Consider the following 26,619-nt stretch of genomic DNA (forward strand, 5'->3'; position numbering starts at 1 on the left):
TGCCGTTTCCTTGCATTAGCCCATCTGTGCCTTTTTTAATATTATAAAAATTATCATCAGTTCCAAATCTTACTTCGTTTTCGCCTGACATCTTTAATGCGCCTGTCATCGTGTCGCCCGCTTTTGCTACCTTTTGTGCAAGTTGGGCCGGTGTTGGGAACGGCTGCCAGTTCGTCGTGTCGGTTACAGGGTCATTTCCTTTGTTGTTGTCCGTTAATGATACATAGATGTTTCCGTCGCTACCTACGGCAAGAGAGTTTACAAAATAGGTTTCCGTTGCGCCCCACTCCGCAATACCGTGCTGATAAAGGTACTTTAACTGGCGCGAAAATAAAAAGTCTAGGGCCTGTCTGTTTTGTAAGGTCGTGGAGTTGTCCCCCACTACCGCCGAGCGGACACCTGTCTTGTATGCTTCCGTTTGGATAACATCAGGGTCCTTCGTTTCTACAATGTTCCCCGCAATATCACTACCATAAGCAATAATATCGCGCGTCGCGGCATTTTCGCCGTAAACTTCCATTACTTTACGTTCTAATTTTTCGGCCATTTTTCGTTTCCTCTTTAAGAATTTAAATTAACTAATTAACTAACTAATACTTGCCAAATAAGTTTTAATCATTGAACTGTCTAAATAAGTCCAGTCCGTATGGTACGGCTCCCAACAATCATTATACCCTACAATGACATTGGTATTCAAGCCGTCATAAGCGTCAGCATACCCAAAAACTTTTGTGTAAGGTACTTTGATAACTAACTTTACTCCCACCCCTTGCGGCACCGGGAGATAACCACCTGCCAAAAGTACATTGGTAAAGAAATCCCCCCACTTCTGCGAAACAAAATAACTAATGGACATATCATAATTGTTAAATAGTAACACATCATCACCGAAAACACTATATAACAATTTGCTGATTTCCGCACTGGTAGCACCTAACCCGTTTTTCGCGGAAAGCATTTTAATCAGCATTGTTAATTGTTCGTCTGTAAGGCGGTATTGGTTATACATACGATACGCGCCGACATATAGGCCCAAGATTTCCAAATGTGCACCCGCGGCCTTTTCCAAGTCAAAAAAGTTTTTAAAAATATCATACGCACCGTTCATATACGCGGTATTAACCAGGGCTTTCACAAAATCTTTGTTTTGCTCACTCCCCCTATACTGCATAATCAAAAGGTTAGCGTAATAATTTAAAAACTTTTCCGTCCGCTCGTTCTGCTCGGTCCGTTCCGTTTTTTCGTTTGCCATAAATAAGCACCCCGCACTATCCCTTTGTAAAGGTTATTGTGTCTGCCGTAAGTTCAAAGCGGTCAATAATGTTTTTAGGGGCTACATACTCTGCCCATACCGCGTTATCGTTTGATACGTCTAAATTATAGGCCACCAAATCAATGTTATTCTCCGTGTTGTATTTCTGCACCAAGGAAATAATATCGTTGGAAGTAACTGTTTGGTTTACCAGGAATTTATAGTTAGAGGTAATGTAAGACACCACACTTGCCACGTCAAAATCGCGGCCGCTTGGAGATTTCAAAACGCCCCGCACATACAGGGCTTCTTGCCCCACGCGGTCAAATTTAATGATATTGGATTTGCCATATACATCAGTTACGATTTCTTCAATGCTACCAAACAAGGGCACACCCGGCGAAAGTTTAGAATAAATAACCTTTGCGACCTCTTGGTCGCCCGCGCCCTCTACCACGCACCATAAGCCGTGCAAGGGCACTCCGTACTGGTTATACTCCCCATAGCGGTTATCATAAACCGCCGCATAGGTTACATCAGCCAAAGCCAATAAGGCCGATGTCATACTCTCGTCAAATCCTTTGCTTGCCGCGTAAATTGATTGGTTGCGCCGCGTTCTAAACTCAAAATCCGTTTCTTCGTTTACCCCTACTGAAATCGCCGGGAAAGGGTTATTAACCGCCGTAACACCCAAAACCACCGTTACAGGAGTATTAATCGTGTTCGGTAAAACCTCTACTTCGCCGATTTCTGCCGCGCGTACTTGCAAGGTAGCCGTTCCCGCGGCCGCTTGCGTGTGGCGGTTTACCAAATAGAAAAGGTTGCCCGCGTTGTCGCGTACTGTGTAAGCGTTTTCCGCGCCGTCCTCTTCAATACCCTTTAAGACACAAGCCCCGCTGAAAGTGAAAACCTCGTTTACATAGGTATAAGTGCCCGCTTTGCGCCTAATCCCGTTAAAAGAATAACACCTATCCAATGCTACACCCGTGGCTTTCTCCGGGTTTAAACTGTTCCAAATGTTTAACAGTTGTTCGTCAAGGTCCGTTTGGGCCTGTGCAAAAATGCCCGCAAACTGTCCGTCCGGGGAGTTCGTTTCTACATTGATATCGTCGCCGTAAATATCTTTCAATTTAGTTATCAAGGCTTCTAAATTTTCATTATAGGTACTGATTTCTAAACCTCTATCTGTGAGTTCAGGCATTTTTTGCTCCTTTTTTTCATTGTTATATTATGTTACGTTATAAAGTTACGCTATCGGTCAAAACCTGTTCAAATACTTTAACTTCGTATGTGATATTGGCCTTTCTCGTTTCCGGGTCAAAAGTTACATCACTAGAAATAATCTCTTGCACCCCGTAAGAGTTCAAAATCGTGTTATTGATTTCCAGTAAAAGCCGGGCGCGGTTGTTTGGAATTCCCAAGATATTAAACCAATCAATCCCGTTATCACTATCAAAGAAACAATCATTTTTAAAACTATATAACCGCGTTTTAATGTTCGTCATTACGGCCTGTAAATCAATGTCATACGATTGTTTGCCTTTGCCAAACTCCCAAGTAAAGGGCGGGGTCATACCTTTTATGCTTCTAATTTTCATTAGTTCACTCCTCCTGTGCTACCGTTGCCGGGTTGCGTGCCGCCGTGCGTGTGTGCCGGCCCTAAATCTTTGCCCTGTACTGTAAAGGCACTTGTTACCGCTAAATTTCCCCCTACTGCTACATTTCCTGTAAAGGTTGCACTCGGTGCTTGTACGGTTACCATAGAGCCACTAATAGTGATATTTCCCCCGTCAAGCGTTACCGTGCCGCCACCGCCGTTATCTATCGTTAAAGAGCCATTTTTAAGCGTTATTTGGCAATTATTATACCACAATTTCACGCCGTCTGTAAGATAGCCCGATAAAAGATTAGCCAAAGAGCGGATGCCGACCAGGGCTATGCCGTCGCTCATATCGTGCGTTCTCGCGGTGTCCGGCTCCATTACCGCACCTGTGGCAAACCAGTTATCCATATTGCGGTCATTAAAGAATACCACGCAGGTATCGCCTTTGGAAATAGGGAAACTTAACCCACCACCACCGCCGTTTAAAACAATACAAGGCACTTGCACCAAGACAGCATAGTCTTTTAAAGTGTCATTGATTACCCTTTTAAAGTTTAAAGATACGCTCGCGGTCTGTTCGCTTGCGTTAAAGGCTTCTATCGTGCCAATTTGCACACAATTTAAGCGGCGGGCTAGTTCCATAGCCTTGGCTTCCAAAAGCGTTGCTAGCGTGCCATTTTGGCGGATTTTGTTAGGTTGTAAAGACATTTGCCGCTCCTTTTTGTTCCCTTTTTTAGTTTACCAGTACAAGGGGGTTTTTCCCGTACCAAAGATTTGCGCTCGTGATAACTTTGGAAGCCACGCTCCCGGAAATATTACCCGCGTGCCTAAAACCGATTACTTTGTAATTGCCGTTAAAGTTTTTTTCCGTCGTGCTTTCCAAGTACAAAGCCTGACCTACCAAAAGTCTAGGCTCAAAAATCATATTAAATGTGATACTGCTTTCCTCTTTTAAGGGAGTTCCCAAAAGCCCCGTATTTGCGTTCAGCCGTACCACATTACCCCGCAAGCACTCCTCATCAAGCAAAATGTTTACCCGCTCATTATCCACGAAGGTATGTTCATTGGTTATTGCCCGCAATAACTGCATTGTGTTGTCGTTGTAAACATTTCCCTTTTTTAAATCGTCCTCAAAGCCTTTACCCACCACCCCTTTTTTAAGGTTTGGCAAATCAGCAATAAGGCTATCTAAAATATCGTTTTTCGGTGTACCCGCGTTAAAGGACCGCGCACTATACCCGTTTACAAAAGCATAGCCGCCGTCGTAGGCTTCTATCTTGGTGTAAAATTCCGTGCCAATACGCTCGCTGTATGCCCGTTTGATATTCCCTTTAAATAAAAGTGATAAATCTTGCCCGTACCCCGCGTAAAACTCTACTCCCTTGTAAACCGTCGTTTGGTACTGGTCTTTGTAAATCTTATTCCGGGTGTTTTCCGCAAGGTTAATAAGCGTAAAACTTGCCGTATTTGCCTGTGCTAGGGTGTTTCGGTCAATGGAAAACTCGCAAGAGATAGGATATCTTACTTCTATCTCTTCCGTGTCATTAACCTGTATCTTAATTTTATAGTTTAGCCCAAATTTTAATTGCATAAACTAGAAACCCCTGTATTTTTTGATAGTTTCAAAATCTGCCTTGCTTTCCAAAATATACATAGTACATCTGCCCGTCAAAAAGTCGTCCACAAAATACGGCTCGCTGTTTCCGTCGGTCAAAATTGCAATACCAAAGTTTAAAACATTTTCAAAAGGTAGCAAAAGATTAAAGGCCGTTACAATTTGCGTACCTTTTAAAACCCACTCGCCATCGTTGTAGTCAATATCCAAGTACCAAGCGTTTTGCGTCGGGCAAAAACGCATTTCCAAGGACAACCTGTTGCCTTCCGGTAAATTGATTGTAAATTTCTGCCGCGGGTCATTAGTGATATCAGGTACTTTTAACATAATGAAAATTCCTCTTTTTGGCTAGTTTGCAAAACCTTTTGCCATTTTTAATAAAAAGCCGTCTGTGTCCTGCTCCGTCTTGCTCGTGCCTTTGTTTACCTGCGCGGCCGTTTGCGTGGCGTTGCGGGACATACCGATTTTCTTGTTTACTATCTTCCAGTTTATAATATTTAACTGTTTAAATGTGATTACCAAGTTTGTAGCCGTCTTGCCGCTTTCGCTTTGAGTAGCCCGGCAACTCTTTATAACCATATTTTCAAAAATGCGCCAAGGGGTCTGCACTCTAAATAATTTGCGCCCTTGCCAAGCCCAAAAGAAAAAGTTTACCGCCAATTCCTGTTGTTTCAGTTTCCCAGGTATCGCAGAAGTGAAACTCTTTCCCGCTTGCTTTAAAAATTGTTCATAAACCCCATCATCGTTGTTATCCCCCGCCAGTTTTTCCAACTTTTTCGCGGTATTGTAGGCTTTATCTACTAGGTTAAAGGTCTGCAAGGCTTGCGCCGTCAATTCCGGGGTTAAAATGGAAAGAATAGGCAATTTGTCCTCTACTGCCGCAACTTGCTGTTGGGTTTTATCGTACACATCACGCCAGTTTAACTCGCCAATAAGCCCCGTTACTGTGTACTCTATCGGTTGCAAAGATACATTGTCCTGCACCGCTTTATTGTTCTCAACATAATGGTCCGTGATATTGGAGTTAAATTCCAAAGAACTATCTTGCGGGATATGAAAGAGCCACCCGTTAAAGCCGACATCTTCCTGCGGGGTTACTAGGGCCGCGGTGTCAATTACCGAAGATAAAAGGTCCACGCTGTTTAGCGTGTTGTTTAAAAGGTTGCTCTCTACCAGTTTGCTAATATCCATTTTGTCCGCTCCTAGTTTGTCTTAAATGTTCCCCGCGTTTTCCGGGCTTTCCATACGCGCATCCGACACATCTTTTTCCGTCAAGGCTACCATTTGCGGCCGCAATTCGTCCGGGGAATACCCGTTAAAGGTGTTGTAATTGTTTACAGTCGTATTAAGGTTTTTGTTCCCGCCGATGGAGTTGTTAGTTACATTGGGAGCCAAGTAAGCCGGGTTAAAATCGTTCGGTACGCCCGCGAAAGCGTGCGCCCACCCGTTCGTGCCCGCGCTACTGTTCTCCGGGCTAAACATCTCTTTAAAGCCCATTTTAAGGGCTTCTAAACTGTTAGAGATAAACTGACCCCCCGCGCTCTTTTTCGTATCGTCCCAAAGAGATTTTACTTTATCAATAAGCCCGAAAGTTTTATCCAACCACCCCCAAAAGGTCTTTAATAACTCAATAGCCCCCCGGATATAGTCGCCAAAATATTTATCAATGTAATTCCCAAAACGGCCAATAACACTATCCGCGCCGTTTAAGAAGTTTATCAAATCTTCCAATACCCCGATAAACGCTACCACCCCGGTAATAACCGGCTGAAAAATGGCCGCCAACGCTATTAAGATAGCCCGCAAAGTCTTATTCTTTTCTACCATTTCCGCTATCTTCATAGCCCAATCGCCGAAATACTGCACCACCCGCACCACCGCGTGCAAAAAGTCTTTAATCCACTCCGCGTTCATAGCCCCAAACTTTATAGCCAGGTTCTTCACATACCACAAAAGCATTTCCCACTCGCGGTTCATTTTGATTAGGTTTAAACGCTCTTTGTCCGTCATTATCAACTTCTGCCCGAACTCGTCCAGGGCCTTGCTGTCTTTCGTCAAAGAATAATAAATCTCGTCGCTAATACCTAACTGATTAGCCAAGGCTTTCGCTACATTGGGGTCTTGTATCCTCTGCACCCGGTCGCGCAATTCTTCCAACATCTGCACCGGGTCCGTGCGCGGGTCAATTCCTAACAGGACAAAAGCGGGGTTATACCCACGGCCTAATAACATATCCGTGCGCTGTCTTTCCAAGGCCTGTAATGTGCCTTGTACTTCCGACATACTAACCCCGGTTTGCCCTAATTCAAAAGAAAGTTTCTGCAATTCTTGCGCCGATTTGCCCGTAAAGGTTACATATTTATCAAGGGCCAAGGCCGCGTCTTTCGCCGCGCTAGTCATTTTCACTAGCCCGGTAATGACGGCGGCAATCTCTGCACCCGCTACCGCGGTAGAGGTCCTAATCTTCCCCAAACCTTGTAACAGGCTATCTTGCCCACTTAATCCTACCTTTACAAACAAGGACGCTAATTGCATTTTGATACCTTTCCTATGTGTTTATTTATTTTCTGCGGTTTTGTTCGCGATGTATGCGTTTTGGTAGTCCGTCAAAAAGTCCTCATATTGCAAGGCCCCTATGAACTCGCTACCCGTCATACTGCGTACTGCGTTTAAATCGCCATAACCCGCTTTTACTAGCCTAAAACATTGTAGCAATAAGACTTTATCCCAATCTTTGCTACACTTTATTTTAGGGGCGTATTGGTCGTAGCCGTGCCCGCTTTCGTTCCCAAAGCCACGCCCTGCGCTTTCAACTGCGATAATACGAACTTGCCGAAAGGGGCAAGGTTTACCCTCGCCACCTCCTTCAAAACCTCTAAAAAGTCAGGTTTCGCTTTCTCGTTATCAAAAAACTTAAAATCATTAATCTTTACCCCGTTGTAGGTAGCCCGGCGCAACATAGGCTCTATTGCCTTTGCGATTTTGTCGCTACCTAACATAATACAGAATAAGTCTTTAATCACATTTAAGTTTACCTGTGCCCCGGAGGCAAGGGGGCTAACATCTAGCCCCTTTACCTCTTGGCATACCGCATTTAACAGTTTGTGCTGGGTTAAAATATCGCTTTCGGTTACTTCCAACTCCGCGCCACTCTGTAAGATAATTTTTTCTGCCATTTTCTAATCTCCCTTTTCTTTATTAGGAATTATTCCTAATAAGCCTAATTAGTGCTGACTCCAATCCTTACCCAAGGACGCGTTCGCCGTTAGCAAAGGCCAAGGTCCATACAGTAATGGCCTGTTCGGTGTCGCCCGCTACGTTTTCTTTCACGTCCGGCATTCTTTGGATTACGCCACCCTGTAAGGTGTAGGTATCAACTAAAATGTTTCCGTCGCCGTCGCCCAAGCGTTTTTTAATGGAGCCGCTCATAACGACAAAGCCCGGTAAATCTTTGCGTTGTGCCGCAAGTTTACTGTTAAGGTATTTGTCATCAGCGTTTCCACGGGGTACGCGCAAGGTCAAAACCGCCATATTGCCCGTTGCGTTTTCAGCAAATAAGGCATTGGCATTTTTACCCACCGTAACCTCTACAAGGTTATTGCTAAACGCTACCTGCGCGACATCTCCGTCGCCAAGGTCAAGCGTGCGGCCGTCAATAATAATGGTATCTTTTCCGGTAAGAGTTAAATTCATTTTTTTATCTCCTGTTTGCCTTTTTTATTTGTTAATGTAAAGGATAGCATTAACTTTGTGGATAGCACCCGCATATTTGATAGCCACTTGGATTAGCGGAGCCTGGCGGGCTTCTCTTTCCGTTTGGTCTTGTTCCACAATGGGCTGGGAATAGATATAATAACCATAATCTAATACACAGCGGCGCAAATCTTCGGGGTTACCAAACAAATCAGCGGAGTTCCATTTCCCGGCCGCCACAAAGCCGTTATTGATAGCCTTTTGGCAAATCAATTCCACGCTCTCTTTAAGCAAGGACATACCCGCTTCCGTTTGCGGAATTTTCGTAGATACAGTAGCCAAGCGGTTAAACAAAGCCACTTCCACCTGCCCCACAAACCAGTTAAGGTTGTAAACGTTATCAAAGAAATCGTTTGCCCCGGAGCAAAACACTTTCGCAACGCCTGCGATATTAGCGTAAACATCTGCGCCCGCCGTTTGGCATTTTTGGAGCAGGGTTTCCGTCATACCTTTATCGGCTTCTACCCCGGCAAGGTCTTTTAAGTGCATAGTCTGCACCGTGTTAGAGCCGCTGAAATTGGTGCTCAAAGCGCGGGAAACATAGGCCGCGGCATACTTGTTGGCATCGGCCGCTACCGTGTAAAATAAACAACGTACACCCGTTAATTTCTGCGCCGTTACTTTGGCAATAATACCAGTTTCAGCCGTCAAGGCCGTTTCTTCACTATACACAGGGAAGTAAAGTTTTCTATCAGCCGTAATAAGAGCACCGGCCGCCAAGACATCGGCATCTTCAAAGGCTTTCGTAGCCTCAATACCGCAAAAATCTACCAACCCTTTCGCGCGGGCATAGGCCACCGCCAGGGTTTCGTCCTGTTTCAACGGGATAATCACTAAATACCCGTTACCGTTCTGCATATTCGGGGTCTGCAAAAAGATATTGGTAGCCATAGCAACCGTCTTGCTATCACTTCCAAAATCAGTAATCACATCGCTAATACCTTTATAAATCTTGTAACCGTCAGCACCAAAAGAGCCCTCGGGCGTTTCGTCGGTAAACAATGCGATATTATTAACATTGTATGCGCTTAACCCCTTTTGCGGAGCCGATACGCTTACAGTAACAACGTTAGTAATGCTTAATTCTGCCATTTTTTTGTTCTCCTTTAACCTAGTGTTGGTCTGGGCTTCCTTTTGTTACTTGTTTCCAACCACTTCGGTTTTAAATTTATCGTAGTAATCTACGCTGTTTTTATTGCTCTTTCTATACAAAATGTTAAATTTAATGGTAAAGCGGTTCAGCATTTGGCTTGCTTCTAGGTCGCTAGTGTTCACAAAGCCAACCGGTAAATTGGCTATTCTCAAAGAGTTTAACTCTTGCATCTGTTGGGAATAGATACTGTTTAAGGCCATTATAACCTCGTGCTTGCGTTCCCGCGCTTCCGGGCCGGCACTTAATACATCTATAACCGCAGTAGCGCGGACCAAAACATCGTTCCGCTCCTCATAACCGTTGCCGTTTGGTGTGTCCATTGTATTAGTACTGGCCGCGTAAACGTCGTTATCTTCCTCGCCAACCATTATAAAAATTTTATCGTCTTTGGGAATATTATACTTTTGGTTGTATAACATAACCCGGCCCGCTTTTAGCCCTAGTTTGGTTTGCAAAATATCGGCGATGACTTTTAGCGGTTCGGTGTATTTCGTTGGAAAATTTTTCTTTGCCATTTTTCGTATCTCCCTATCCCTAACCCTGTACTTGCACTTCCGGGGCTTTTGTAAAGGCTTCCACCACATCATACTCTAAATAGCCGTAATCGCTATAATCAGTACATTTCATAACCCGATATTTTACATCGTCAATTAAAACGTACTCCCCAACCTTTAAAACCACGTCCGGCAAACAATGGAGCATATTCCACGCCCAAGACCGCTGTCCTTCCGGCTTCGCCATTAGGTCTTTACTGGTAAAGGGCTGTATTACCCCCTCGCTTCTTACCTCAACCGTTATAGGCTCATTTTCAAAATCCACAATGTTATCGGTAAGAAATTTAAAGGTCATCGGCTGAAACCAACTAACAATGACATCACTCACGTTAGGTAAACCGCCGGAAATCTTTTTAAGGGTCTTTTGCCCCGCGTTTACAATTTTAAACATTTCTTACCTCATTTCTTTTTAACATTTTCCACAGAAGATGTTATAGACTTTCTCATTTCCCCAGTATCAATTAAGGGGCTGTCGCTACCTTTTAGGGCTACTGTCTTTGGGCTGTTCGGTTTCCATTTCCCAAAACCGCGGGTCGCAAAAGCGTCTAATACACATTTTTCCCCGTTAATTCCCATTAAGGTCATAAACTTAAAGAGCGTGCCCTCTTTCAGGGCTTTTTCAAAGGCCGCTTTATTCAATTTCTCGCTCTTTGCCATATACTCATTAAATTTTAATTTAATAGGCATTTGCAAGAAACTACGCGCCGGGATATGTTCACTTACCGAACCAAACTCGTTTTTAAAACCTATCGCCGCGTTTGAGGAAACCTCTCTCTTATTGGCCTTAATCTTGCGGCTCGTGCTACTCCCCAAGATACCGATTTTCACATAGGGCGCACCGCGAAACATATTTAAAACCCGGTCTAATATGGTAAAGTCTGTTTTAACTTCCGCATTGTTAGCCATTTTAGCCCCCTAGCGCGTTTTTAGGGCCTAGGGCCTTGTGGTACCCTTAACAGATAAAATCTGCCCTACCATACGCGGTAAAATTAATTGCAAGTATTTGCGCCCGTAAGTAGTCAGCGCGATTAAACTATACATCGGGTCATTTAATATCCATTGCGGTAATTGATACCCAACAGATACATTACCCACAGATTTGCTACTCATAAAGCCGCTAAAACTGCCATTTACCCCTTGCGCGGCATTGCTCAAATCGGTTACTAAATAATGCGCCGTTAAATAGGAAAAGGCCATTTTTAAAATGACTTCTTCTTCCCATAATCCGGCATTAAAATTGGTGTAGGCTTCCAACATCGCTTTTTCTATGTCTTTATCCTGCACATAATCAAGCGGGTTTTCTACTTCTTCTTCTGTTGGGAGAAAAGGGAAATCTCTGTAAAAATAGCCCTTAAACTCGTCAACTGTAATAGGATACTTTATGTCCATTTCCCTTTCCTCTCAAATCAAAACTATTTGGACGCGGATTTTCTGCCACGTCTGGCCGGGGTTTCTTCCGGCGTTTCTGCTTTGGCTTCGGTTTCTACAACAGGTTTGGCATTATCGTTTTTAGCCCCTTCCTGCTCGGTTTGTTCGGCTTCTACTTCTTCTGCCGTCGGTACTCTCTTAATAAAAGGATAGGAGAGTAACAAGGCCGCCGTTCCCGCAGATACTACCTTGTATTCGGAGGGGGAAATCTCCCCCCCCTTAAAGGTAACTTTGCATTGTCCTTCGTTTCTAATTAATACGCCTTTTTCCATAATGTAATGCGCTCCCTTTTTCTCTCTTAATTTAATTAGAACTCAAAGTACAGCATTTCTTTCGGGCGGTACGCTTTCACGCCGGAGTATTGACCATAAGCGGTGTTCAGCCAAGTGAAGCCGTCAATGGTGTTCGCAATCGTGCTAGTATATTGCACCGGGATATTCATTTCCAAAGAGTCCGGGTCAAAGTTGTACAGGGCGTACACGTTCTTTTCCAAGCCGGAAACGGTCTTATCGCCGTAAGCAATAGGCAATACTTTAAAGTTAGCACCGAAAGCCGCTTTGAAAGCGTTTTCAAGCACTTGCAATTTGGTGAGTAACGGATATTCCGCATTGGACGGAGTACCCAAGCCCAAGAAGTCGCTTTCGGGGATTACGAAGTGGGTCGGTTTCGCAGAGTAGTTGCAGTTCTTTCTGTAAGCACCGGCTACTTTGGAAGCAAACGTGGAAAGTTCCGCGGCGGTCATACCAGACAACGGGCCGGTAATGAGGTCAGCGTTCTTCGTTACATCGGGTTGGTTAAGTAAACCATACACGCCGGGCACAGTTTTAGCACCCAAGAAAGCAACTTTTTGAATACCAAGGTCCCAGTTTTTCTTGCGGGAGCGTTCTTTGGCTAATACCACATCAAAATTGCCTTGGGTGGCCGCTACGTTCACAGAGAACAAATCCCAAGAAATCTTTTTACCCCAGTTAATAATGGGAGATTTCACAGCGGAAACGCCCGCATCAGCCGTCGCCATTTTGGAGCCGTCCATACCCAGTTTGATATTGCCCGCTTCAAAGTCGGTAGCCGGAGCAAAATCAACCCATTTCAGCAGTTCCATAGCGAAAGCACCTTCGCCTACGTTAATAGGCATATAGTCGCCGGGGGCTACTTCAAAGAATTTCTGGTGGGAAACAGATTTCAAAGCCGTGGTCAGCGTGGTAATATCAACCACAATACCAGCCGCGTTCATCAATTTTCCGTATTGTTCGTCCAAGGCAGAAGCCAGGGCTTTTTCTTTTTGGTTAAGGGTTACTTCTTCCCCTTTGCTGTTTTTAAATTTAAAGGTCATTTAGTTTTCCTCTCAATTATTTACAAAGTTTTACAAAGTTTTAATGTAAACCACAATTAAATCATTGGCGGCGGTCGCTTTCGTTAAGGCAACACCGACAACGGGGGTCGCAACAGCGGCCACAGCGGGGGCTTCTTGCACCAAGTCAGTAGCGGTGTCATAGGCCACAGATTTGCCCGCGGCAATAGCGGCACTCGCTTGCATCGTCAGGCAAACAGAGGTCAAGGCAATTTCCAAGAGCATACCCGCTTTAAATTCGTTTTGGATTACATTATAAACGGCAAAACCAAGGATTACTTCCCCGGCTTCTCCCGCCGCTTTTTTAACAGTAGGAATACCACCGTTAGAGCCGGACAATACCACCAGGTCGCCCGCTTTGATTACACCCGCTTCCGCGCTATCTACAACCACAGAAATCAGGTTATTGCCTTCGCCGCGGAGCGCAATTTGCCCGCGTTCGGCAGTTTGATTAAATTGGTTTAAAGATTGAGTCATTTTTATCTCCTTAATTTTTTTTGCTTTTGCTTTACTGCTTTTTTACTTTACTTTTCGCTACCGTACAAATCTTGTCCGCGTTCCAAACGGGTTTCCAAGGTTTCCACGACACTCTCTTTTGCTTTAAAAGAGCCGACAGCGTTCAAAAGGCGGTCAAAGTCGCTAGGCTCTTTGGAGTTCGTCTTTTTGTCAGCGGCTTCTTCGTCCTTTTTGTCTTTTTTGTCTTTGTCGTCTTTTTTGTCCTTGTCGTCCTCGTTGGTTTTCTTGGCGGGGTCGCAGTTGGCTTTGTCGTCCTTTTTGGCGGGGTCGGTTTCATTGGCCTTTTTGCCATTGGCTTCTTTGCCGTCCTCGTCCTTTTCGTAGGCATCTTTTTCCATTTTGCCGATTACAAAACGGATATCTTCGTCGGACAGGCCCTTTTCTTTCAAAAAGCCGCCAACTTCTTCAATAAGTTTGCGCTTATCGGTTTTGTCCGTTTTGTCCTCGTCGGCTTCGTTGGCTTTGTCGGTCTTGTCGGTTTTATCCGCTTCTTTTTTGAGGTTTTCCTCAACAGACTTCACAATGTCGCCGATTTTCATAGAAGAACCATTTTCCAACTGGACCTCTACGTCTTGCAACGCGACACCGTCCATATTTTCTACTTTCTTTTTAGTGAAAAACTGGAACATTGTCTTTCTCTCCTTGTTGTTTTCTACTGATTTTTTGATTACTGCTTTTTTAGAGTTATCAAGCGACATCGCGTCAAGTTCTTTCTTTTTGGCTTCCTTGTAACTCTTAAAATCTTCCGGGGTCATAATGACCGCTTCTTCATAGCGTGGGTCAGCAACTAATGCTAAATGCTCATATTCCCCGTCTAAAATCTCTCTCTTATAGGGGATATTGTGCCACACACCACCCGCGCCCAAATCTTTTACATTGTACGCATTGGAAACTTTCCACCCGTTTTGGATAGCATCAAACGCTTCATCGTCGGTAATAAGCATTTTTAGCCATTGTTTCCCGTCCTCGGGCAAATAGAAACTTTCCACCACATAGCCAACCGCCCGCTCTTTCATTTGCGAAAGCGGGACGTCCTGATGTTGGATATATACGGGTTTACCAGTAAAACTGGCGTTCATCTTCTTTAAAGTATCGTTACCAATAAAAAAGATATCTTCCCCGCCGTCGGTATTTTTGTAACTAACTACCCCTTCCCCAATGTGCCGGGCAAAAAATACCTTGGGATACTGGCTAATAGAATTTTTTAGTTTATTAAAAATGTTCATATTGTATTGTTTCAACTTTTCAGTTTAACTAATTATACGAATTATACTAAAAAAGGACTATTTTGTCAATAGGGGACAAACAAGAAAACCCCAACTTTTCAGCCGGGGTTCTCGTTTCAGTCATTAGCAGGAATACTACTTTATTTTTAGCGTTGTGCCTGTGGGCTACCACCCCCACAAGACAATTTCCTAATTAGATGTTACCATTTGCGCTTTAAAAAGTCAAGCCTAATTAAAGCACCGGCGCGGCCACGCATCTGCACCCAAACGCTTCCCCGGGGTTTCCCCTGTGCCCGTAATCGTCTATGATAGGCGGGTTTTCCCAAGAGAAAATCTTTCGGTTTAAGTGCTTGTGCATATCACGCACCCGGCTATCCCCCGCCGTCTGCCACTCGTATTCTTCAATGCCGACCTCTCTATACCTCCCCTCGCGGAACGTGGAAAGCATTAAACTAGTTTCTTGCCGGGCTAAAAACTTTGCCTTGCGGGCACTTACTCCATAATCGGCCGCTATCTCCTCGGCTAAACTGCTGGCCCGATACCCGCTAAAAGCATTTGAAGATACCCGGTCTCGCAACCGCTGTATAGTTTCAATATTCCAATTCTTAATATACTTTGTAAGGTCATTTCCGTATTTCTCTAAAATAAATTCCACCAGGTTATCACTTGGCTTATAGTCTATGGTAAGGGGCTTTAAGGTTTTATTTAAATCCCGGTCCATTTTACGCACAGTAACCCCTATTTGCTCCCTAGGGTCAAAAATGGCTAGATTACCGCTATCTATGGCACTTTGTAAGTCGTCCAAACGCTTAATAATCTGCCCGTGTACCTTTTCAAACTTGCTGTATGCCGTACCTATGGCAATTCTTATATTGTCCGTCAGTTTCTTTTCCGGCAAAGAAAAGAATTTACCCCGGACATCATACACACCGCCTAGGCTCTTGATAGCCCTAGTAACCCGGCTGTCAAATTCCCCATAAAAGCGGCCGTCCAAGTATTGCACCCGCCCTGTAACTAGCATTTTAAGTAAATGCTTTTGCAAAGGCTCGGCTAACTCTTGGCTCTTGGCATTGTAAATCTGCGCCCAGTCCTTGCCGATTTCGTCCGCGACCTCGTTATACATAGGCGCATAAATCAAACGATAAAAGTAATCAGCAAGGGCCTTTTCAATGTTCAAATAAAACTCGTCCTTTAACCGCAAAGGCTCTAATTTGGTAATAGGCATATAGATATACCCCCATTACTTTAAAATGCGTTTTAGCCCGCGTTTTAGGCCGTATCTAGCGGAGTTCCACATACTCGGCTTATAGTGATAGGCTAACTCCTGCCCTTTCTCGTTGGTTAGCCCCGGAGTTTTGTCGCCCTCTCCCCCAATGGGCTTAAAGAGTTCGTCGCTTTCCTCAATCTCAATGCCCAAAAGGTCGTCCATATTGATTGCCTTTTTGCAGTCCTCGGCACTAATCAAGCCCTGGGAATAAGCACTCATTAACCGCGCCATCTTTTTGTCTTTGATATCTTCCACCTGTTCGGCAGACATAATACGCAAAGGCTCGTATGTTTGCTCCAAATCGTCCGGGGTAAACCCAAAAACGCTTTGGCTTAATACATCTAAAATACGTTGGTACTCGCCGGGGGCTTTCGCGCGGATAGTAGTTTCCACCATAGCATTGTAGTTTTCCACATCGTTATCGCTAGAAGTAAACCCACCTGCACCGCTTGCAGATACCCCAAACAGTTTAGTAATAGGCATACGCAAGTCGCTTGCCAATGTCATACGGATTTCGCCCAACATCTCCGCTAGGCCGGTAAAAGATAACTGTTTGTTTTGGTAATCGTCATCCGCGTCCATTACGATAGCGTTTTGGAAGTTCTTAATCATATTGGCCGCTTGTATTCTCTTGGCTACTGTGTTTGTACCCGTACTACTCTGCAACGATGAAATAAGGTTCTTAATTTTGTAAACATCAACTTTAAACTCATCTAAAACCTCATAGGACAGGTTTTTGGCTTTGAGGTACTCGTTAATGCTACGGACAATGGCTTCACACACAGACACACCCCACCCGCGCATACGGTTACGCAATAAGGACGGGGCCGTAATACCTTTAATCGGTACTACGCGGCTTTTGTGTATCTTAATCCCGTAATAGGTAAAAAATTCCGTCTGCTCCAACATAGAAATATGGTCCGCAAACTCTATGTTGTTTTGGTTATCGCTCTTGTAACTTTCGCCGTCCGTGTATAACTCCCACATATCCACGGCCTTAAAAGTCAACCTGTCGCCTTGGTTAAGAGGTTTTAAAGGAGTATCGGCGGGCTGGTCCGTGATTATAAGTACCGCACCACCACCAAATAATCTAGCCCATTTTTTAGCCTGTACAAATTCGCGGAGTGCTCCCGTTCTCCGTTCTGCTCTGTCCAGTTCCTCAAATTCTTCCGGGCTTAATTGTCCGCTACGCTTAATGACACCGCCGCGAAACGCATCATCAACGGGCAAATCTACAAAGGTTTGCACAATGCCGTGTTCGCTGTACATTTCGGCTAGTAATAGGCGGTTATTAGAGATATAACTGTATCTATTGCTAATCATCATAGTACCCGGCAAAGACAAAGGACTAATACTAATGTCCCGCGGGTTCAGCGTACAGGCCAACTCCGTAAGGGAGTTACTCATTTTTGCTTCTTTCAGTTCTTTTTCATTGGGAGCCTTATTCATTCTTTTTACCTCTTCATTTTATTCTTTTATGCTTTTTATTATACCACAAAACAGGAATTAGATTTAAACAACATCTAAAATAGATAAAGGGCGGTTATAAACAAATTTAACTGCATCTATAAGCACATCACAGTTAGAAACCAAAACCCCGTTAGCGTAATAGCACCCCTGCGTCGTTTTTAAGTTGTAAACGCTTTTTAGCCCATTTTTCTCGGTGGCTTTTTGCATCATAACATTTATGGCACATTTTTCCATATTTTCCCCAAGGTCTAAATGCGCATCTTGTAAAAGTTCTACCACAGACAGGGCAAATGTGCTTTTCCCGCTTGCTCTCTGCAACTCTTTTAAAAACTTCACTTGCTTTTGCTCTGCCTTCCGGGCTTTTGTGCCACTCGCTAGCAAGTTCCCTAATTTTTTCCAAATGCTCCAAGTGCTCGGGGCTTTGGCAACGCTTAATAAGTTCCTCGCGGTGTTTCTCAAAATGTTCAGCGCGTGATATACACTCCAAATTTTTAAAGTCGTTATTAAACACATCACCGTCTTTGTGGTGAACGCAAAAGCCTTTCGGTACTTTCTGCCCGCTATAAAACTCCCAAATCGCTGTGTGAAGTCCTTTCGCACCAATCCGGCCTTTATTTGTTGTTGACTGGCTAAGATAATACCGCCCCGTCCCCATAAGTCTATATTTAATTCCATTGAACACAATAACTTTTTGTATTGCCATTTTAATAATCCTCCAACAGTTAATCTATCAAGCAATACGTCATACATTATTTTGTCCAATTTTTCAAACTTGTTACCATAGAAAACTTTATGAGTAGGTGTAGCAGTTAAACCGAATTTGGAAATGACTTCTTTTCGGCCCGTACACCCGCTAAACTCTACTTTTGAAAGCCCAAAAGGTGTAATGACTTTATCCCCCGCTTTAATGTCTTTTATGGGCACATCTCCCCTAGAAGTCGCAATAAGAGTATCAGCCGTAAAACAGGCATCGTCGTGAGCACCCTTTGGAAAGTTCAATAATTCGTCTTTTAAGGCCGTAAACATACTGTCGCTTATGTTATCACTTACGACCACCGGGAAAGTGTTAAGTGTAGGGATAACAATGTTCGCGCGGGCTACTTTGTCCATACGCCTGTCGGAGAAAAACTCGTCTATAAACTCCTCGCTCTGCATAGGTAAGCCGTAAGTTATCATTTTTTGGTTTAAATATATCCCGTGGCCCTTTGGCTCAATTAAAGCCCCGACAAAGTTCCCGGTGTTCCATTTCCTAAAAAATGGCACCAGATACGCTTCACAATCCGCGGCCTTTATCCGCTCCCTAAATACATCTAACAGATATACGCGCTTCGTGCCGTCCGAAAAGGACCGACAACCCCAACCCGCGGCCACCGTGTAATCGTTTTCCTGCTTCTCTTTGTAGGCCGTATCTACTGTGATAAAGGTAAAATCAAAACTGCTAGGCATCGGCCCTCGGACAAACATACTCTCTTTAAAGAGGTTTCCACCGGAAATAACAGGCTCTTGCTGATACTGGGAATAAAATAAGGTCGGGTTTATTTCAGCCATTTTCAGCATTTTTTCTACTGGGTATTTTTCAGGCCAAATACTAGACCAGTTCCCTTTTTCGTCTTGCGAAATCGCGGGAATTTTTACGATATCCCATAAGTCCGGCTCGTTCTTTTCCACATAGGCGGCTAAATCATCAACCGCTATTCTTTGCATAATCAAAATAATAGGGGTTTTTTCGCTACGCAAGCGGGTGGCCAGTTTGTCTGTGTATATTCTTATTGTTTCGTTTTTCTGCGTTTCGCTATTAGCGTTTCCAACATCCATTGGGTCGTCAATAATTAAAGCACCGCCAAAATCTGCCCCGGTATTTGGGTTTCCCGCGTCCACCCCGGTAATAGCCCCGCCCATACTTGCACCTGTTAAACCGCTACGGCTCCCGCCTCCCTCAAAAGAGTATTCCAGTTTCGCCCGCTCACTCCTTTTCAGTTCGTGCCCAAACATACTAGCCCACTCTTTCGTGTAGATGATTTCTTTCGTTTCGTTAGAAAGTTTGGCAATAAGGTCAGCGGAGTGCGATACATAACAAAACTTTGCAGATATGTTTCTAGCAAAAACCCAAGTAATGAACATCTCCACAATTAGAGATTTCCCGCTACCAACCGGGATATTAAGCATTAGATTTCTTTTTGCGTTTTTACCCTCCACGATATCCTGTAACTTACTAATCAGCATATTGTGGAAAGGTTTAAAGGTAAAGTTTTTATGGTTTAGCGCGTAAAACATCACTTTAATATAGATTTTAAAATCCCCCAAACAAGCCAACCCCAATACCTTTACAGTATCAGGGTTGTTAAAAAAATCACTCCACTTGTCCGGGGTTATCATAGTTTTACACCCTTCCTTGCGCTTGCCTTACCTTACAACTCACCCAATAGTTTTTTTACCTCTTTAACACTTTTCTTTAAATCTGCCGGGTCGTTCTTTTGTAACACCACGCTTGTTTCCGGGTTCTTTTCCCCTGCTACATCTACAAGCCTATCAAAAGCCTGTACATCTCCGCTCATAATGGCTTTGTGAAGTACCGCTAAATAGGCTGTTACTTTATAGTTCATTTCTTCGCGCGGGATATCCGGGAACCTTTCGCAAAACAAGTCTAGTACATTATCCGGCGGGTTTCCCCCTAGTACAAACTTCCCGATTTCTCTAAACGATTTCTGCAAGCGTTTAGTCTTAACACTCGCTTTTCCCCCCATAGAGGTTATTCTTTGAACATCTTTTGCGTTCCTTTTGTTGAGAGGTATCAAATTTCTAGTTCCCGGTACTCTCATAGTATTTTCCCCCTTTGCTCTTATTTTTTCCCTGTTAATTTATGGTATTTATAGCATTTAATAATTTAGCATTTAGCATTTATCCCCGAAATTTTGCGCTTTCCGGCCCTTTTGGGGTTTTTGGATTGCACTTACTCAATCACTCAATCACTTAACCAACCCTTGCAACTGGATGTTAAGCAAGTAAGCCCGGCGCATCATATCTTCGCCAATACCAAAAATAGCGTTATCAATAGCCCCTTTAAATATTTGGCCTTGTAAACGCTTGGAGTAATCCTCGCTCTCTTTCATATAGTCAAAAATTAACATACCGATATTGTTTAATACAGTTTCGGTCTTGGTGTCTGTTGGAGAGGGAATTTCTTTCAAAATCTCTAATGCACCGGTCAAAGAGTTATCGGCATACGCGATTTGCTCCCCTTCCCCGGCCGCCAGGGCCAGTTCTTTAATGCGGTCAATACTTGCATCTAGGCTTTCCCCCATTTCGTTTTCTAATCGGTCAGCCAATAAATGGTTATCGTAACCCCGGGCTAACCAATGGTACTGTTTAATGTATTGTCTTAATGCTGTTAAAATGTCTGCTAGTTTTTGCATTTGCTTTTCTTTTCTCCCTTTTCGTGTTTTAGTTGCAATTACCCATTATTATTTTATCTTATTTTTTGCACTTTGTCAATAGAGAAGAATAAAAAAACCCCGGGGGTCAGCCGGGGTGTGTGTTGTTTGCTTGTTTGCTTTTTTTATCGGAGGTTCAATGATAAAATGAGGTTTGGCATTTGCGCTATAAGGTAGTGTCAAGGATTAGGAGAAGAAACAGAAAACACAAATACCTTACCTCATATCTAGTATAACACTTTTAAAAACTTTTTGCAAGTGTTTTTTTATAATAAAAATCTGTGGGGTCCCCTCAAATTTGCGCTTTTCTCGGTACAGTACCCCACCAACTGTACACCGCCATTTAAGGCGGACGCAACTTTGATATCTTTATAGATTTATAGATTTTCCATAAAAGCCAGTTTCCTTTGTTCTTTTTGCTCCAAGGATTTTACTGCAAACATATCTTGCCGGACACAAGGCAATATCTTCTCATAAAATCCATTATAAAATGTTTTATCAATTTCAAAGCCGTATGCTTTGCGCCCCAAATTGGCGGCCGCTAAAAGAGTAGTTCCACTTCCTGCCACCGGGTCAATAACTACATCATCTGGGTCAGTAAATAGGCTTATAATCTTTTCTAACAAGGCAACAGGTTTCTGCGTGGGGTGCACCTTGGGAGTATTATTGTCGCGCGTCCACTCCATACAATTAAAAATCATTTGCCCTTCGTTGTTAAATTTAGGCAGTTTGTTACGATAAAATAAAAGGCCATACTCACAGTTTCCCACCACGCGCATATTGGCCTTTAATACTTGCGCGGAAAAGTTCTTCCTAAATACTAAATTCATGTACTTTTCAAAGCCCCATTTTTTCGCTTCTTGTATTAACTCAAATTGCTGTTCAAACGCACAGAATACCAACATAGCCGGAGCCCCTTTCGTTTTACTTTCTTTCGCCAACATATTGCGGCAAAACAAGAAAAACTCATTAATCCCAAAAGCCGCTTTATTGTCTGTGTGAAAAAAAGACTTATGCGCCTTTTCGCTTTCCCCGTTAGCGTTATCCCCGCCGACATACCAAGACGGATTAGAGCCATAGGCATTTTCCCCCAACTGGTAAGGTATATCCGCAATAACTAATTGCGCTTTTGGCAACTGATACTGTTTAAAATTTTGAAAACTATCCCTAAAAAGTTTTATTCTTTCCATTTTGTAACCTCCGTTTTTTTTCCTTTATCCTTTCATCTTGGCAAGTTCCTGCTCCCAATGGTCCGCTAACTGCTCCCACTCCACGCGACCGCGCTTGCAGATTTCGTGCTGTTTTCTCGCCAAATAGTTTAATACATCTGTTCCGTATTTCCCTATCATATAGGCCGTATAGCGCGGGTCCATACCTTCCCAATTTTGCCGCCCGTTGCAATCTTTGCATTGTGCGTGTACATTTATAGGGTCCAACAGTAAAGACGCGTATTTCCGGCTGATATAGTGCCCTGCGTGCATTAATGCTTTGGCCCCCGGCTCGTTAGGGTCAATGTGCTTGCCACAAACGACACAGGTCCAGTTATCGCGGTATCGCACCCACATTTGGAAAGCATCAACCGCTCTGGCTTTCGCGTTTTTGGCCCTAACCGCCGCGCTAGGGGCTTTTTTTGCCTTTACCTTGCAACCACTAGGCCGGATATATTCCCCGGTCTTTTCGCTCAATTTTGGCTCAAATCCACGCTTACAGCAAGTCTTGTAAGTCTTGTTAAAATCTCCACAACCATTACAGTATCTCATTAGCATAGCCCATTTCTTTTATTTTCAAACCATTTGCGCCGGTACTCAATATATTTTGGGTCGTTCCTATGCTCATAATACCATTTTAAGGACAGCCGGCGGTTTCTTTCTCTTGCGCAGGATTTCCGTTTACATACCTTTTGCCGCAGGTTTACATTATCCCCGACATACTCTACCTCGCGACCGCAGATTTCGCAATTAAAGGTCTTTTTGCCTTTTTTGTTTATCCGGGCCTGTTTCATTTTTCCCAAGATAAACTTACGATGCTTGGCATAATAGTCAGTACAATACTTTTTGGCTTCCATTTTTTGCCACCTCTTTGGAAATGCGGTACTCACACTCCACGCACCTAACCCCAAATTCCCCGTTCCCCTTGGGATAAACATAAAAACTACGGGCACTCTTTCCACAGACATCACATTTCATTTTCTTTTCCTCCGATACGGACACCAGGCCGGGGCTTTCTTTAACCGGGACAAGATAAACGATACCCCAATTTCTTTCCCCGTTTTTTCGCATATCCCCATTGGGTTATGCTCACAAGTTCTACAACATCTATTTTTCATAAATTACCTTAATCCCCCGGCTGTTAAAACAATAATTTGTCTTTCGGCCAAAATCGCAAGCATTTGAGCAACATCTTTTTAATGGGTACTTCGTTTCAAATGCACTCCCACAAAACTCGCAGGTTTTGATATAGGTTTTCTTTTTCATATCACACTCCCGTCGGCGTAAACTCTCTTTTAGTTTTAATTCCCTTTATTCTTTTTTGACCCCGCGAGCGATACAACCTGTTCATTTCCGCATCACAATATATCGTGTCATAAATTTGGTCGTATGTAAAATTTGAAAACTCATCTGCTATTTCGGGGATAGTCTTTCCACTGTCAATTTTTTCAAGCCATTTTCTTTTATCTTTATCAGACAAATCTACTCTTTCCAAGGGAGTATCTTTCCACGCGTGTTTTGCGTTTTCCTTTATTTGCAAGAAACGTTTATTATCTGCTTCAATTTTTTTTTGAACGTGAGGGGCCAAATGCACACCTTGCTCGTACAACCGTTTATAGATAGTTTCTTTTGTTGTACTTAAATTTTTAGCAATTCTGCTTATTGGAACTCCTAATTCAAATTGGAATTTAATCTGCTGTAATTCTGTTTCGCTATTACAAGTTTTTTTTTCTTCACTCGTTTTTGCTCCTACTGGCCGGCCCAATAATATACCCGCTTTTACTCGTAATTGCAAGCCTTCTTTGGTCCTTGCCTGTATCATTTTACGTTCTATTTCAGCGGAAAGTCCGAAAGCAAAGGCTAACACCTTGCTTTGGATATCATCCCCCAGTTTATAATTATCTTTAACACTATAAACGGTAGCCCCTGCTTTCATACAGAAATTTAGAATTTCCATAACCATTAGCAAATTGCGCCCCAATCGGCTTATTTCGGATACAATAATAATATCCTTTTCCTTTACCTTTTCTAGCAAATTGCCAAGCATCCGTTTATGGTAATCAATGCTTCCAGAAACACCATCATCAACGATTTGCTCATCAATTTTCCAACCGTTCTTGCCCGCAAAATCAGTAATACATTGATTTTGACTTTGCACATCCTGTTTATCACTACTAACTCTTAAATAAGAATATACACTCATAACCACTCCTCTATTAAGTCTACCCCTTTTTGTCCATATTTTTCCAAAACAAAATCTCTCATACTTTGCTCGGGGGATACTTTTAACAATTTTTCTAATTCAATAATATCCAGTTGCCACTCGCCAAAAGCATAACTTTCTTTTAACAAAAGTGGAGGATAAAAATAAAACACCTTCCAAAACTCAACTGCCTTATTTCGCCAATTATTAAGTTTCATATCAATACACCAACTCCCTTTTCGCGCCCATATATGCAAACTTTGCAGACTTATAATCTTTGTCGCTTTCCTGCTCCCAGCCTTTTAACTTGTCGCAAGTAGCATACCATTTCCACCGACCATTGGCACATTTTAAAACGATACGGAAATGCCGGATATGTTTGTGGGTCATTTGGTATCTCTTGCGGGCCGCCTTTCCTTTTTCGCTGTCTTTATACCTCCGCATACTGGCCTTTCCTTTTTCGCTTTGATGATACTTCTTATTTTGCTCCCGGCGGTATTCTTTCTCTGTGGTAGCCCGGACCACCTTTTGCTTTGCTAAAATCCCCTCGCGGTACTTGTAATAATACTCCATACGCTTGGCCTTTAATCGCTCTTTATTGCGTTCGTAATAGGCCTTTTTAGTTGCCCTGGACTTTTCCTTATTCCGTTCGTACCAAGTCATTTTAGAGCCATTAGTCCGCGTTTCTGCCTGTGTCTGTGTCTGCATCTTGCACCTCCGGCTCGTTCTCTACTTGGTAAAACCTTGCGGCGCGGCCACCTATTCTTTTTAAAGCAAAATCAATATCCGCTTTTGCCCGTTCCACCGCCAATTTTGCCTTTTCTAAATTCTTTTGGGAATTTCTATAATTATTATTCGCTTGCGCTAAAATTTTACCGCTTTCCTTTACTTTTTTTGCAAGGTTCTCTACTTGGCAACTTTCGCAAGGGCCGTCGTGTCTGCAAAACTTCCAATCGTATTTCCAACATCTTCTCATTGTCATATTCACATATCAACTGGTTACAATTTGTATCCAGTTCCTCCGTTAAATTTTTGGGAGTGCTGGACCTGTATCATACCAGCCTTATAGGGTCAGAAGCCCCCAAATTGTTTACCACTCCTCGCTACTAAACCACCAGATTATTACGCCAATACACCACAGCGCAAAGATGATACCGATAATGTCTAATATTATGCTCATTTGTCCTTTACCTTATCTTTCAGTTATTCTTTGGTTAAGTCCAATAATTGATTGGAAATATCCAAAGTCTTGCCGCCAATTTGCTGGATTTTTTCATTATTTGCAATAGCAGGAACGACATAGATAGCGGCCATTTGTTTAGTGGTTGGTAAAAATGTAACAGCGCAAGAAAACAGTATGGCACTTAATAATGAAACTAACACACTGATGCGTGCTGGTTTATATATTTTAACATCTCCCGCTTCAAAAGAAGCACAAAGTATCACAGTTGATCCCATTAATACCAATATTGATAATACAACAGCAACTGAAAATGCCACATAGATATCATCTAACTTTAACAGCCAGTACATCTGCATAGGTGTAATCATAATCTATTCCTCCTTTATTTAAAGAACACAATAATAATTGTAAGTATTCCACTTGTAAGGCGTTTTTTTGTAGTCGCCCCCGAAAAACCTAAAATAGATTTTCCACGCCTGCCGGATTTTCATTTCCAAACCTCCTTTAATACAAATCTAATTTTCCCCTTCTCTTTATAGTTTTGCAAATAACTATTGGCTACTTCCAAAACCGTTTCTCTTACCGTGTAATTTAATGAACGCCATTGTTATCCTCCGTTCGCTTATTCCACGCTACTTCGGCTTCATCTATATTAAACTCATCCGGGCCGGTGGCTCCACATTCTACACATTGGATTACGTAAGCGAAATCAGCAAGCCTAGTTTTATACGTTTCATCAGAGCCACAAAAGGGGCACAGTTTTAACTTATTTGGCATTGTTATCCTCCAAAAGTTCAGGGTTTTCGTGGAGATTTCCCAAAACTTCCCACTTGTTAGCAGTAAAAAAATTCCAAGGAATAACATAGTTCCAACCAGAAACCCAAAACCCGCCGTTTTTCCATTTTACATAACCAATATCTGGGTGCCCACAAGATACAACATCTCCTTCATAAATAAGCCGACCATTTTTATCTTTAAGCCCCGTACACTGTTCCACGATGTACCTTTTATTCGCCAAAACATCGCCAAAACAATCCGCTTCTATGATTTTTCCACCGGAACAAGGGCGCATATAATCATACGTAAGTTCAGCGCCGTAAATCAGTTCTTTTTTTTCGGTGTCCCACACTCTAAATCTTAATCTAAATCTATCCTCGCTCATTATTCAACCTCTTTAAATTCGCCTTTTTCTAAAATGTAAAATACATTTTCTTTAATCTTCTTTCCGTCCACGCAAGCAGTTTTTACAGTCAAAATTTTTCCTTTATCGTCTCGCTCTGCCAACACTAACCAACAACCTTTTACCCCTTTGGCTTTGCATTTATAACCAAAACCGCAAGCAATACTGTCTTTTCCTGCGACCGAAGCGGCGCTGTAATTGCCCGTGTTCGTCGCGGCGCTTTGGT

36 protein-coding genes and 1 pseudogene are annotated in these 26,619 nt (G+C 43.0%); all 37 read right to left on the reverse strand.

Annotated features, from left to right (window positions below; genetic code table 11):
- Positions 1 to 547: hypothetical protein (locus ACQY2K_RS07310; RefSeq protein ID WP_428041310.1), on the reverse strand; the 547-nt coding region annotated here is incomplete at its 3' end.
- 39 nt (positions 548 to 586) lie between these two features.
- A complete protein-coding gene (locus tag ACQY2K_RS07315) occupies positions 587 to 1,252 on the reverse strand; it encodes a DUF2612 domain-containing protein (protein WP_428041311.1) in 666 nt (221 codons plus the stop codon).
- 16 nt (positions 1,253 to 1,268) lie between these two features.
- The gene (locus ACQY2K_RS07320; protein WP_428041312.1) at positions 1,269 to 2,453 is read right to left on the reverse strand and encodes a baseplate J/gp47 family protein; all 1,185 of its coding nucleotides are present in this window, start codon (positions 2,451 to 2,453) and stop codon (positions 1,269 to 1,271) included.
- Between the two features lie 37 nt (positions 2,454 to 2,490).
- A complete protein-coding gene (locus ACQY2K_RS07325; protein ID WP_428041313.1) occupies positions 2,491 to 2,850 on the reverse strand; it encodes a hypothetical protein in 360 nt (119 codons plus the stop codon).
- Positions 2,850 to 3,563 (reverse strand): Gp138 family membrane-puncturing spike protein, encoded by a 714-nt coding sequence (locus tag ACQY2K_RS07330; protein ID WP_428041314.1) that lies wholly within the window; start codon positions 3,561 to 3,563, stop codon positions 2,850 to 2,852. Before ACQY2K_RS07330 ends, ACQY2K_RS07325 begins: the two co-directional genes overlap by 1 nt.
- Before the next feature lie 25 nt (positions 3,564 to 3,588).
- Positions 3,589 to 4,446 (reverse strand): baseplate hub protein, encoded by an 858-nt coding sequence (locus ACQY2K_RS07335; protein ID WP_428041315.1) that lies wholly within the window; start codon positions 4,444 to 4,446, stop codon positions 3,589 to 3,591.
- 3 nt (positions 4,447 to 4,449) lie between these two features.
- The gene (locus ACQY2K_RS07340; protein ID WP_428041316.1) at positions 4,450 to 4,797 is read right to left on the reverse strand and encodes a phage baseplate plug family protein; all 348 of its coding nucleotides are present in this window, start codon (positions 4,795 to 4,797) and stop codon (positions 4,450 to 4,452) included.
- 21 nt (positions 4,798 to 4,818) lie between these two features.
- Positions 4,819 to 5,661, reverse strand: a complete 843-nt coding sequence (locus ACQY2K_RS07345) for a phage baseplate protein (protein ID WP_428041317.1) — start codon at positions 5,659 to 5,661, stop codon at positions 4,819 to 4,821.
- A 21-nt stretch (positions 5,662 to 5,682) separates the two neighbouring features.
- The gene (locus tag ACQY2K_RS07350; protein ID WP_428041318.1) at positions 5,683 to 7,005 is read right to left on the reverse strand and encodes a hypothetical protein; all 1,323 of its coding nucleotides are present in this window, start codon (positions 7,003 to 7,005) and stop codon (positions 5,683 to 5,685) included.
- Between the two features lie 21 nt (positions 7,006 to 7,026).
- Positions 7,027 to 7,185 (reverse strand): hypothetical protein, encoded by a 159-nt coding sequence (locus ACQY2K_RS07355; protein ID WP_428041319.1) that lies wholly within the window; start codon positions 7,183 to 7,185, stop codon positions 7,027 to 7,029.
- Between the two features lie 29 nt (positions 7,186 to 7,214).
- Complete coding sequence (locus ACQY2K_RS07360) at positions 7,215 to 7,646, reverse strand: hypothetical protein (protein ID WP_428041320.1); 432 nt, start codon at positions 7,644 to 7,646, stop codon at positions 7,215 to 7,217.
- 67 nt (positions 7,647 to 7,713) lie between these two features.
- Positions 7,714 to 8,163 carry a hypothetical protein gene (locus tag ACQY2K_RS07365; protein ID WP_428041321.1) on the reverse strand — a complete coding sequence of 150 codons (450 nt, stop codon included), beginning with the start codon at positions 8,161 to 8,163 and terminating at the stop codon, positions 7,714 to 7,716.
- Between the two features lie 24 nt (positions 8,164 to 8,187).
- Positions 8,188 to 9,315: a DUF3383 family protein gene (locus ACQY2K_RS07370; protein ID WP_428041322.1), complete on the reverse strand. Its 1,128-nt coding sequence runs from the start codon at positions 9,313 to 9,315 to the stop codon at positions 8,188 to 8,190.
- A gap of 45 nt (positions 9,316 to 9,360) precedes the next feature.
- The gene (locus ACQY2K_RS07375) at positions 9,361 to 9,891 is read right to left on the reverse strand and encodes a hypothetical protein (protein ID WP_428041323.1); all 531 of its coding nucleotides are present in this window, start codon (positions 9,889 to 9,891) and stop codon (positions 9,361 to 9,363) included.
- A 19-nt stretch (positions 9,892 to 9,910) separates the two neighbouring features.
- The gene (locus ACQY2K_RS07380; RefSeq protein ID WP_428041324.1) at positions 9,911 to 10,321 is read right to left on the reverse strand and encodes a hypothetical protein; all 411 of its coding nucleotides are present in this window, start codon (positions 10,319 to 10,321) and stop codon (positions 9,911 to 9,913) included.
- A gap of 8 nt (positions 10,322 to 10,329) precedes the next feature.
- On the reverse strand, positions 10,330 to 10,836 hold the full coding sequence (locus ACQY2K_RS07385) for a hypothetical protein (RefSeq protein WP_428041325.1): 507 nt from the start codon (positions 10,834 to 10,836) through the stop codon (positions 10,330 to 10,332).
- Positions 10,837 to 10,863: 27 nt separating this feature from the next.
- A complete protein-coding gene (locus ACQY2K_RS07390; protein ID WP_428041326.1) occupies positions 10,864 to 11,319 on the reverse strand; it encodes a DUF4054 domain-containing protein in 456 nt (151 codons plus the stop codon).
- A gap of 23 nt (positions 11,320 to 11,342) precedes the next feature.
- A complete protein-coding gene (locus ACQY2K_RS07395) occupies positions 11,343 to 11,630 on the reverse strand; it encodes a hypothetical protein (RefSeq protein WP_428041327.1) in 288 nt (95 codons plus the stop codon).
- A 35-nt stretch (positions 11,631 to 11,665) separates the two neighbouring features.
- Positions 11,666 to 12,691, reverse strand: coding sequence for a major capsid family protein (locus tag ACQY2K_RS07400; protein ID WP_428041328.1), 1,026 nt, complete (start codon positions 12,689 to 12,691; stop codon positions 11,666 to 11,668).
- Between the two features lie 30 nt (positions 12,692 to 12,721).
- Positions 12,722 to 13,186, reverse strand: a complete 465-nt coding sequence (locus ACQY2K_RS07405) for a hypothetical protein (protein WP_428041329.1) — start codon at positions 13,184 to 13,186, stop codon at positions 12,722 to 12,724.
- Between the two features lie 47 nt (positions 13,187 to 13,233).
- Positions 13,234 to 14,451, reverse strand: coding sequence for a DUF2213 domain-containing protein (locus tag ACQY2K_RS07410; protein ID WP_428041330.1), 1,218 nt, complete (start codon positions 14,449 to 14,451; stop codon positions 13,234 to 13,236).
- Positions 14,452 to 14,683: 232 nt separating this feature from the next.
- On the reverse strand, positions 14,684 to 15,676 hold the full coding sequence (locus tag ACQY2K_RS07415; RefSeq protein ID WP_428041331.1) for a minor capsid protein: 993 nt from the start codon (positions 15,674 to 15,676) through the stop codon (positions 14,684 to 14,686).
- Positions 15,677 to 15,691: 15 nt separating this feature from the next.
- Positions 15,692 to 17,167 carry a DUF1073 domain-containing protein gene (locus tag ACQY2K_RS07420; RefSeq protein WP_428041332.1) on the reverse strand — a complete coding sequence of 492 codons (1,476 nt, stop codon included), beginning with the start codon at positions 17,165 to 17,167 and terminating at the stop codon, positions 15,692 to 15,694.
- A 151-nt stretch (positions 17,168 to 17,318) separates the two neighbouring features.
- Positions 17,319 to 17,891: an HNH endonuclease signature motif containing protein gene (locus ACQY2K_RS07425; RefSeq protein ID WP_428041345.1), complete on the reverse strand. Its 573-nt coding sequence runs from the start codon at positions 17,889 to 17,891 to the stop codon at positions 17,319 to 17,321.
- Positions 17,892 to 19,596: 1,705 nt separating this feature from the next.
- Complete coding sequence (locus tag ACQY2K_RS07430) at positions 19,597 to 20,007, reverse strand: hypothetical protein (RefSeq protein ID WP_428041333.1); 411 nt, start codon at positions 20,005 to 20,007, stop codon at positions 19,597 to 19,599.
- Positions 20,008 to 20,154: 147 nt separating this feature from the next.
- Entirely contained in the window at positions 20,155 to 20,601 is a 447-nt protein-coding gene (locus ACQY2K_RS07435; protein ID WP_428041334.1) for a hypothetical protein, read from the reverse strand.
- 395 nt (positions 20,602 to 20,996) lie between these two features.
- The gene (locus ACQY2K_RS07440; RefSeq protein ID WP_428041335.1) at positions 20,997 to 21,809 is read right to left on the reverse strand and encodes a DNA-methyltransferase; all 813 of its coding nucleotides are present in this window, start codon (positions 21,807 to 21,809) and stop codon (positions 20,997 to 20,999) included.
- A gap of 24 nt (positions 21,810 to 21,833) precedes the next feature.
- A complete protein-coding gene (locus ACQY2K_RS07445; protein WP_428041336.1) occupies positions 21,834 to 22,385 on the reverse strand; it encodes a recombination protein NinG in 552 nt (183 codons plus the stop codon).
- A 273-nt stretch (positions 22,386 to 22,658) separates the two neighbouring features.
- Positions 22,659 to 22,898, reverse strand: a complete 240-nt coding sequence (locus ACQY2K_RS07450; RefSeq protein WP_428041337.1) for a hypothetical protein — start codon at positions 22,896 to 22,898, stop codon at positions 22,659 to 22,661.
- Positions 22,899 to 23,094: 196 nt separating this feature from the next.
- Positions 23,095 to 24,030 carry a recombinase family protein gene (locus tag ACQY2K_RS07455; protein WP_428041338.1) on the reverse strand — a complete coding sequence of 312 codons (936 nt, stop codon included), beginning with the start codon at positions 24,028 to 24,030 and terminating at the stop codon, positions 23,095 to 23,097.
- Positions 24,027 to 24,248, reverse strand: coding sequence for a hypothetical protein (locus ACQY2K_RS07460; protein ID WP_428041339.1), 222 nt, complete (start codon positions 24,246 to 24,248; stop codon positions 24,027 to 24,029). The genes ACQY2K_RS07455 and ACQY2K_RS07460 overlap by 4 nt, the downstream gene beginning before the upstream one ends.
- 1 nt (position 24,249) lies before the next feature.
- Entirely contained in the window at positions 24,250 to 24,738 is a 489-nt protein-coding gene (locus tag ACQY2K_RS07465) for a hypothetical protein (protein ID WP_428041340.1), read from the reverse strand.
- Entirely contained in the window at positions 24,704 to 25,006 is a 303-nt protein-coding gene (locus ACQY2K_RS07470) for a hypothetical protein (RefSeq protein WP_428041341.1), read from the reverse strand. Before ACQY2K_RS07470 ends, ACQY2K_RS07465 begins: the two co-directional genes overlap by 35 nt.
- A 227-nt stretch (positions 25,007 to 25,233) precedes the next feature.
- Positions 25,234 to 25,581: a hypothetical protein gene (locus tag ACQY2K_RS07475; RefSeq protein WP_428041342.1), complete on the reverse strand. Its 348-nt coding sequence runs from the start codon at positions 25,579 to 25,581 to the stop codon at positions 25,234 to 25,236.
- A gap of 223 nt (positions 25,582 to 25,804) precedes the next feature.
- Positions 25,805 to 26,077 carry a Lar family restriction alleviation protein gene (locus tag ACQY2K_RS07480; protein WP_428041343.1) on the reverse strand — a complete coding sequence of 91 codons (273 nt, stop codon included), beginning with the start codon at positions 26,075 to 26,077 and terminating at the stop codon, positions 25,805 to 25,807.
- Positions 25,980 to 26,375, reverse strand: coding sequence for a YopX family protein (locus ACQY2K_RS07485; RefSeq protein WP_428041344.1), 396 nt, complete (start codon positions 26,373 to 26,375; stop codon positions 25,980 to 25,982). Before ACQY2K_RS07485 ends, ACQY2K_RS07480 begins: the two co-directional genes overlap by 98 nt.
- A pseudogene (locus ACQY2K_RS07490) lies at positions 26,375 to 26,619 on the reverse strand (DUF7666 domain-containing protein); the annotation flags it as partial. The gene ACQY2K_RS07485 and the pseudogene ACQY2K_RS07490, both read right to left, overlap by 1 nt.

Source organism: Candidatus Avelusimicrobium fimicolum, from assembly GCF_021632165.1.
Taxonomy (GTDB): domain Bacteria; phylum Elusimicrobiota; class Elusimicrobia; order Elusimicrobiales; family Elusimicrobiaceae; genus Avelusimicrobium; species Avelusimicrobium fimicola.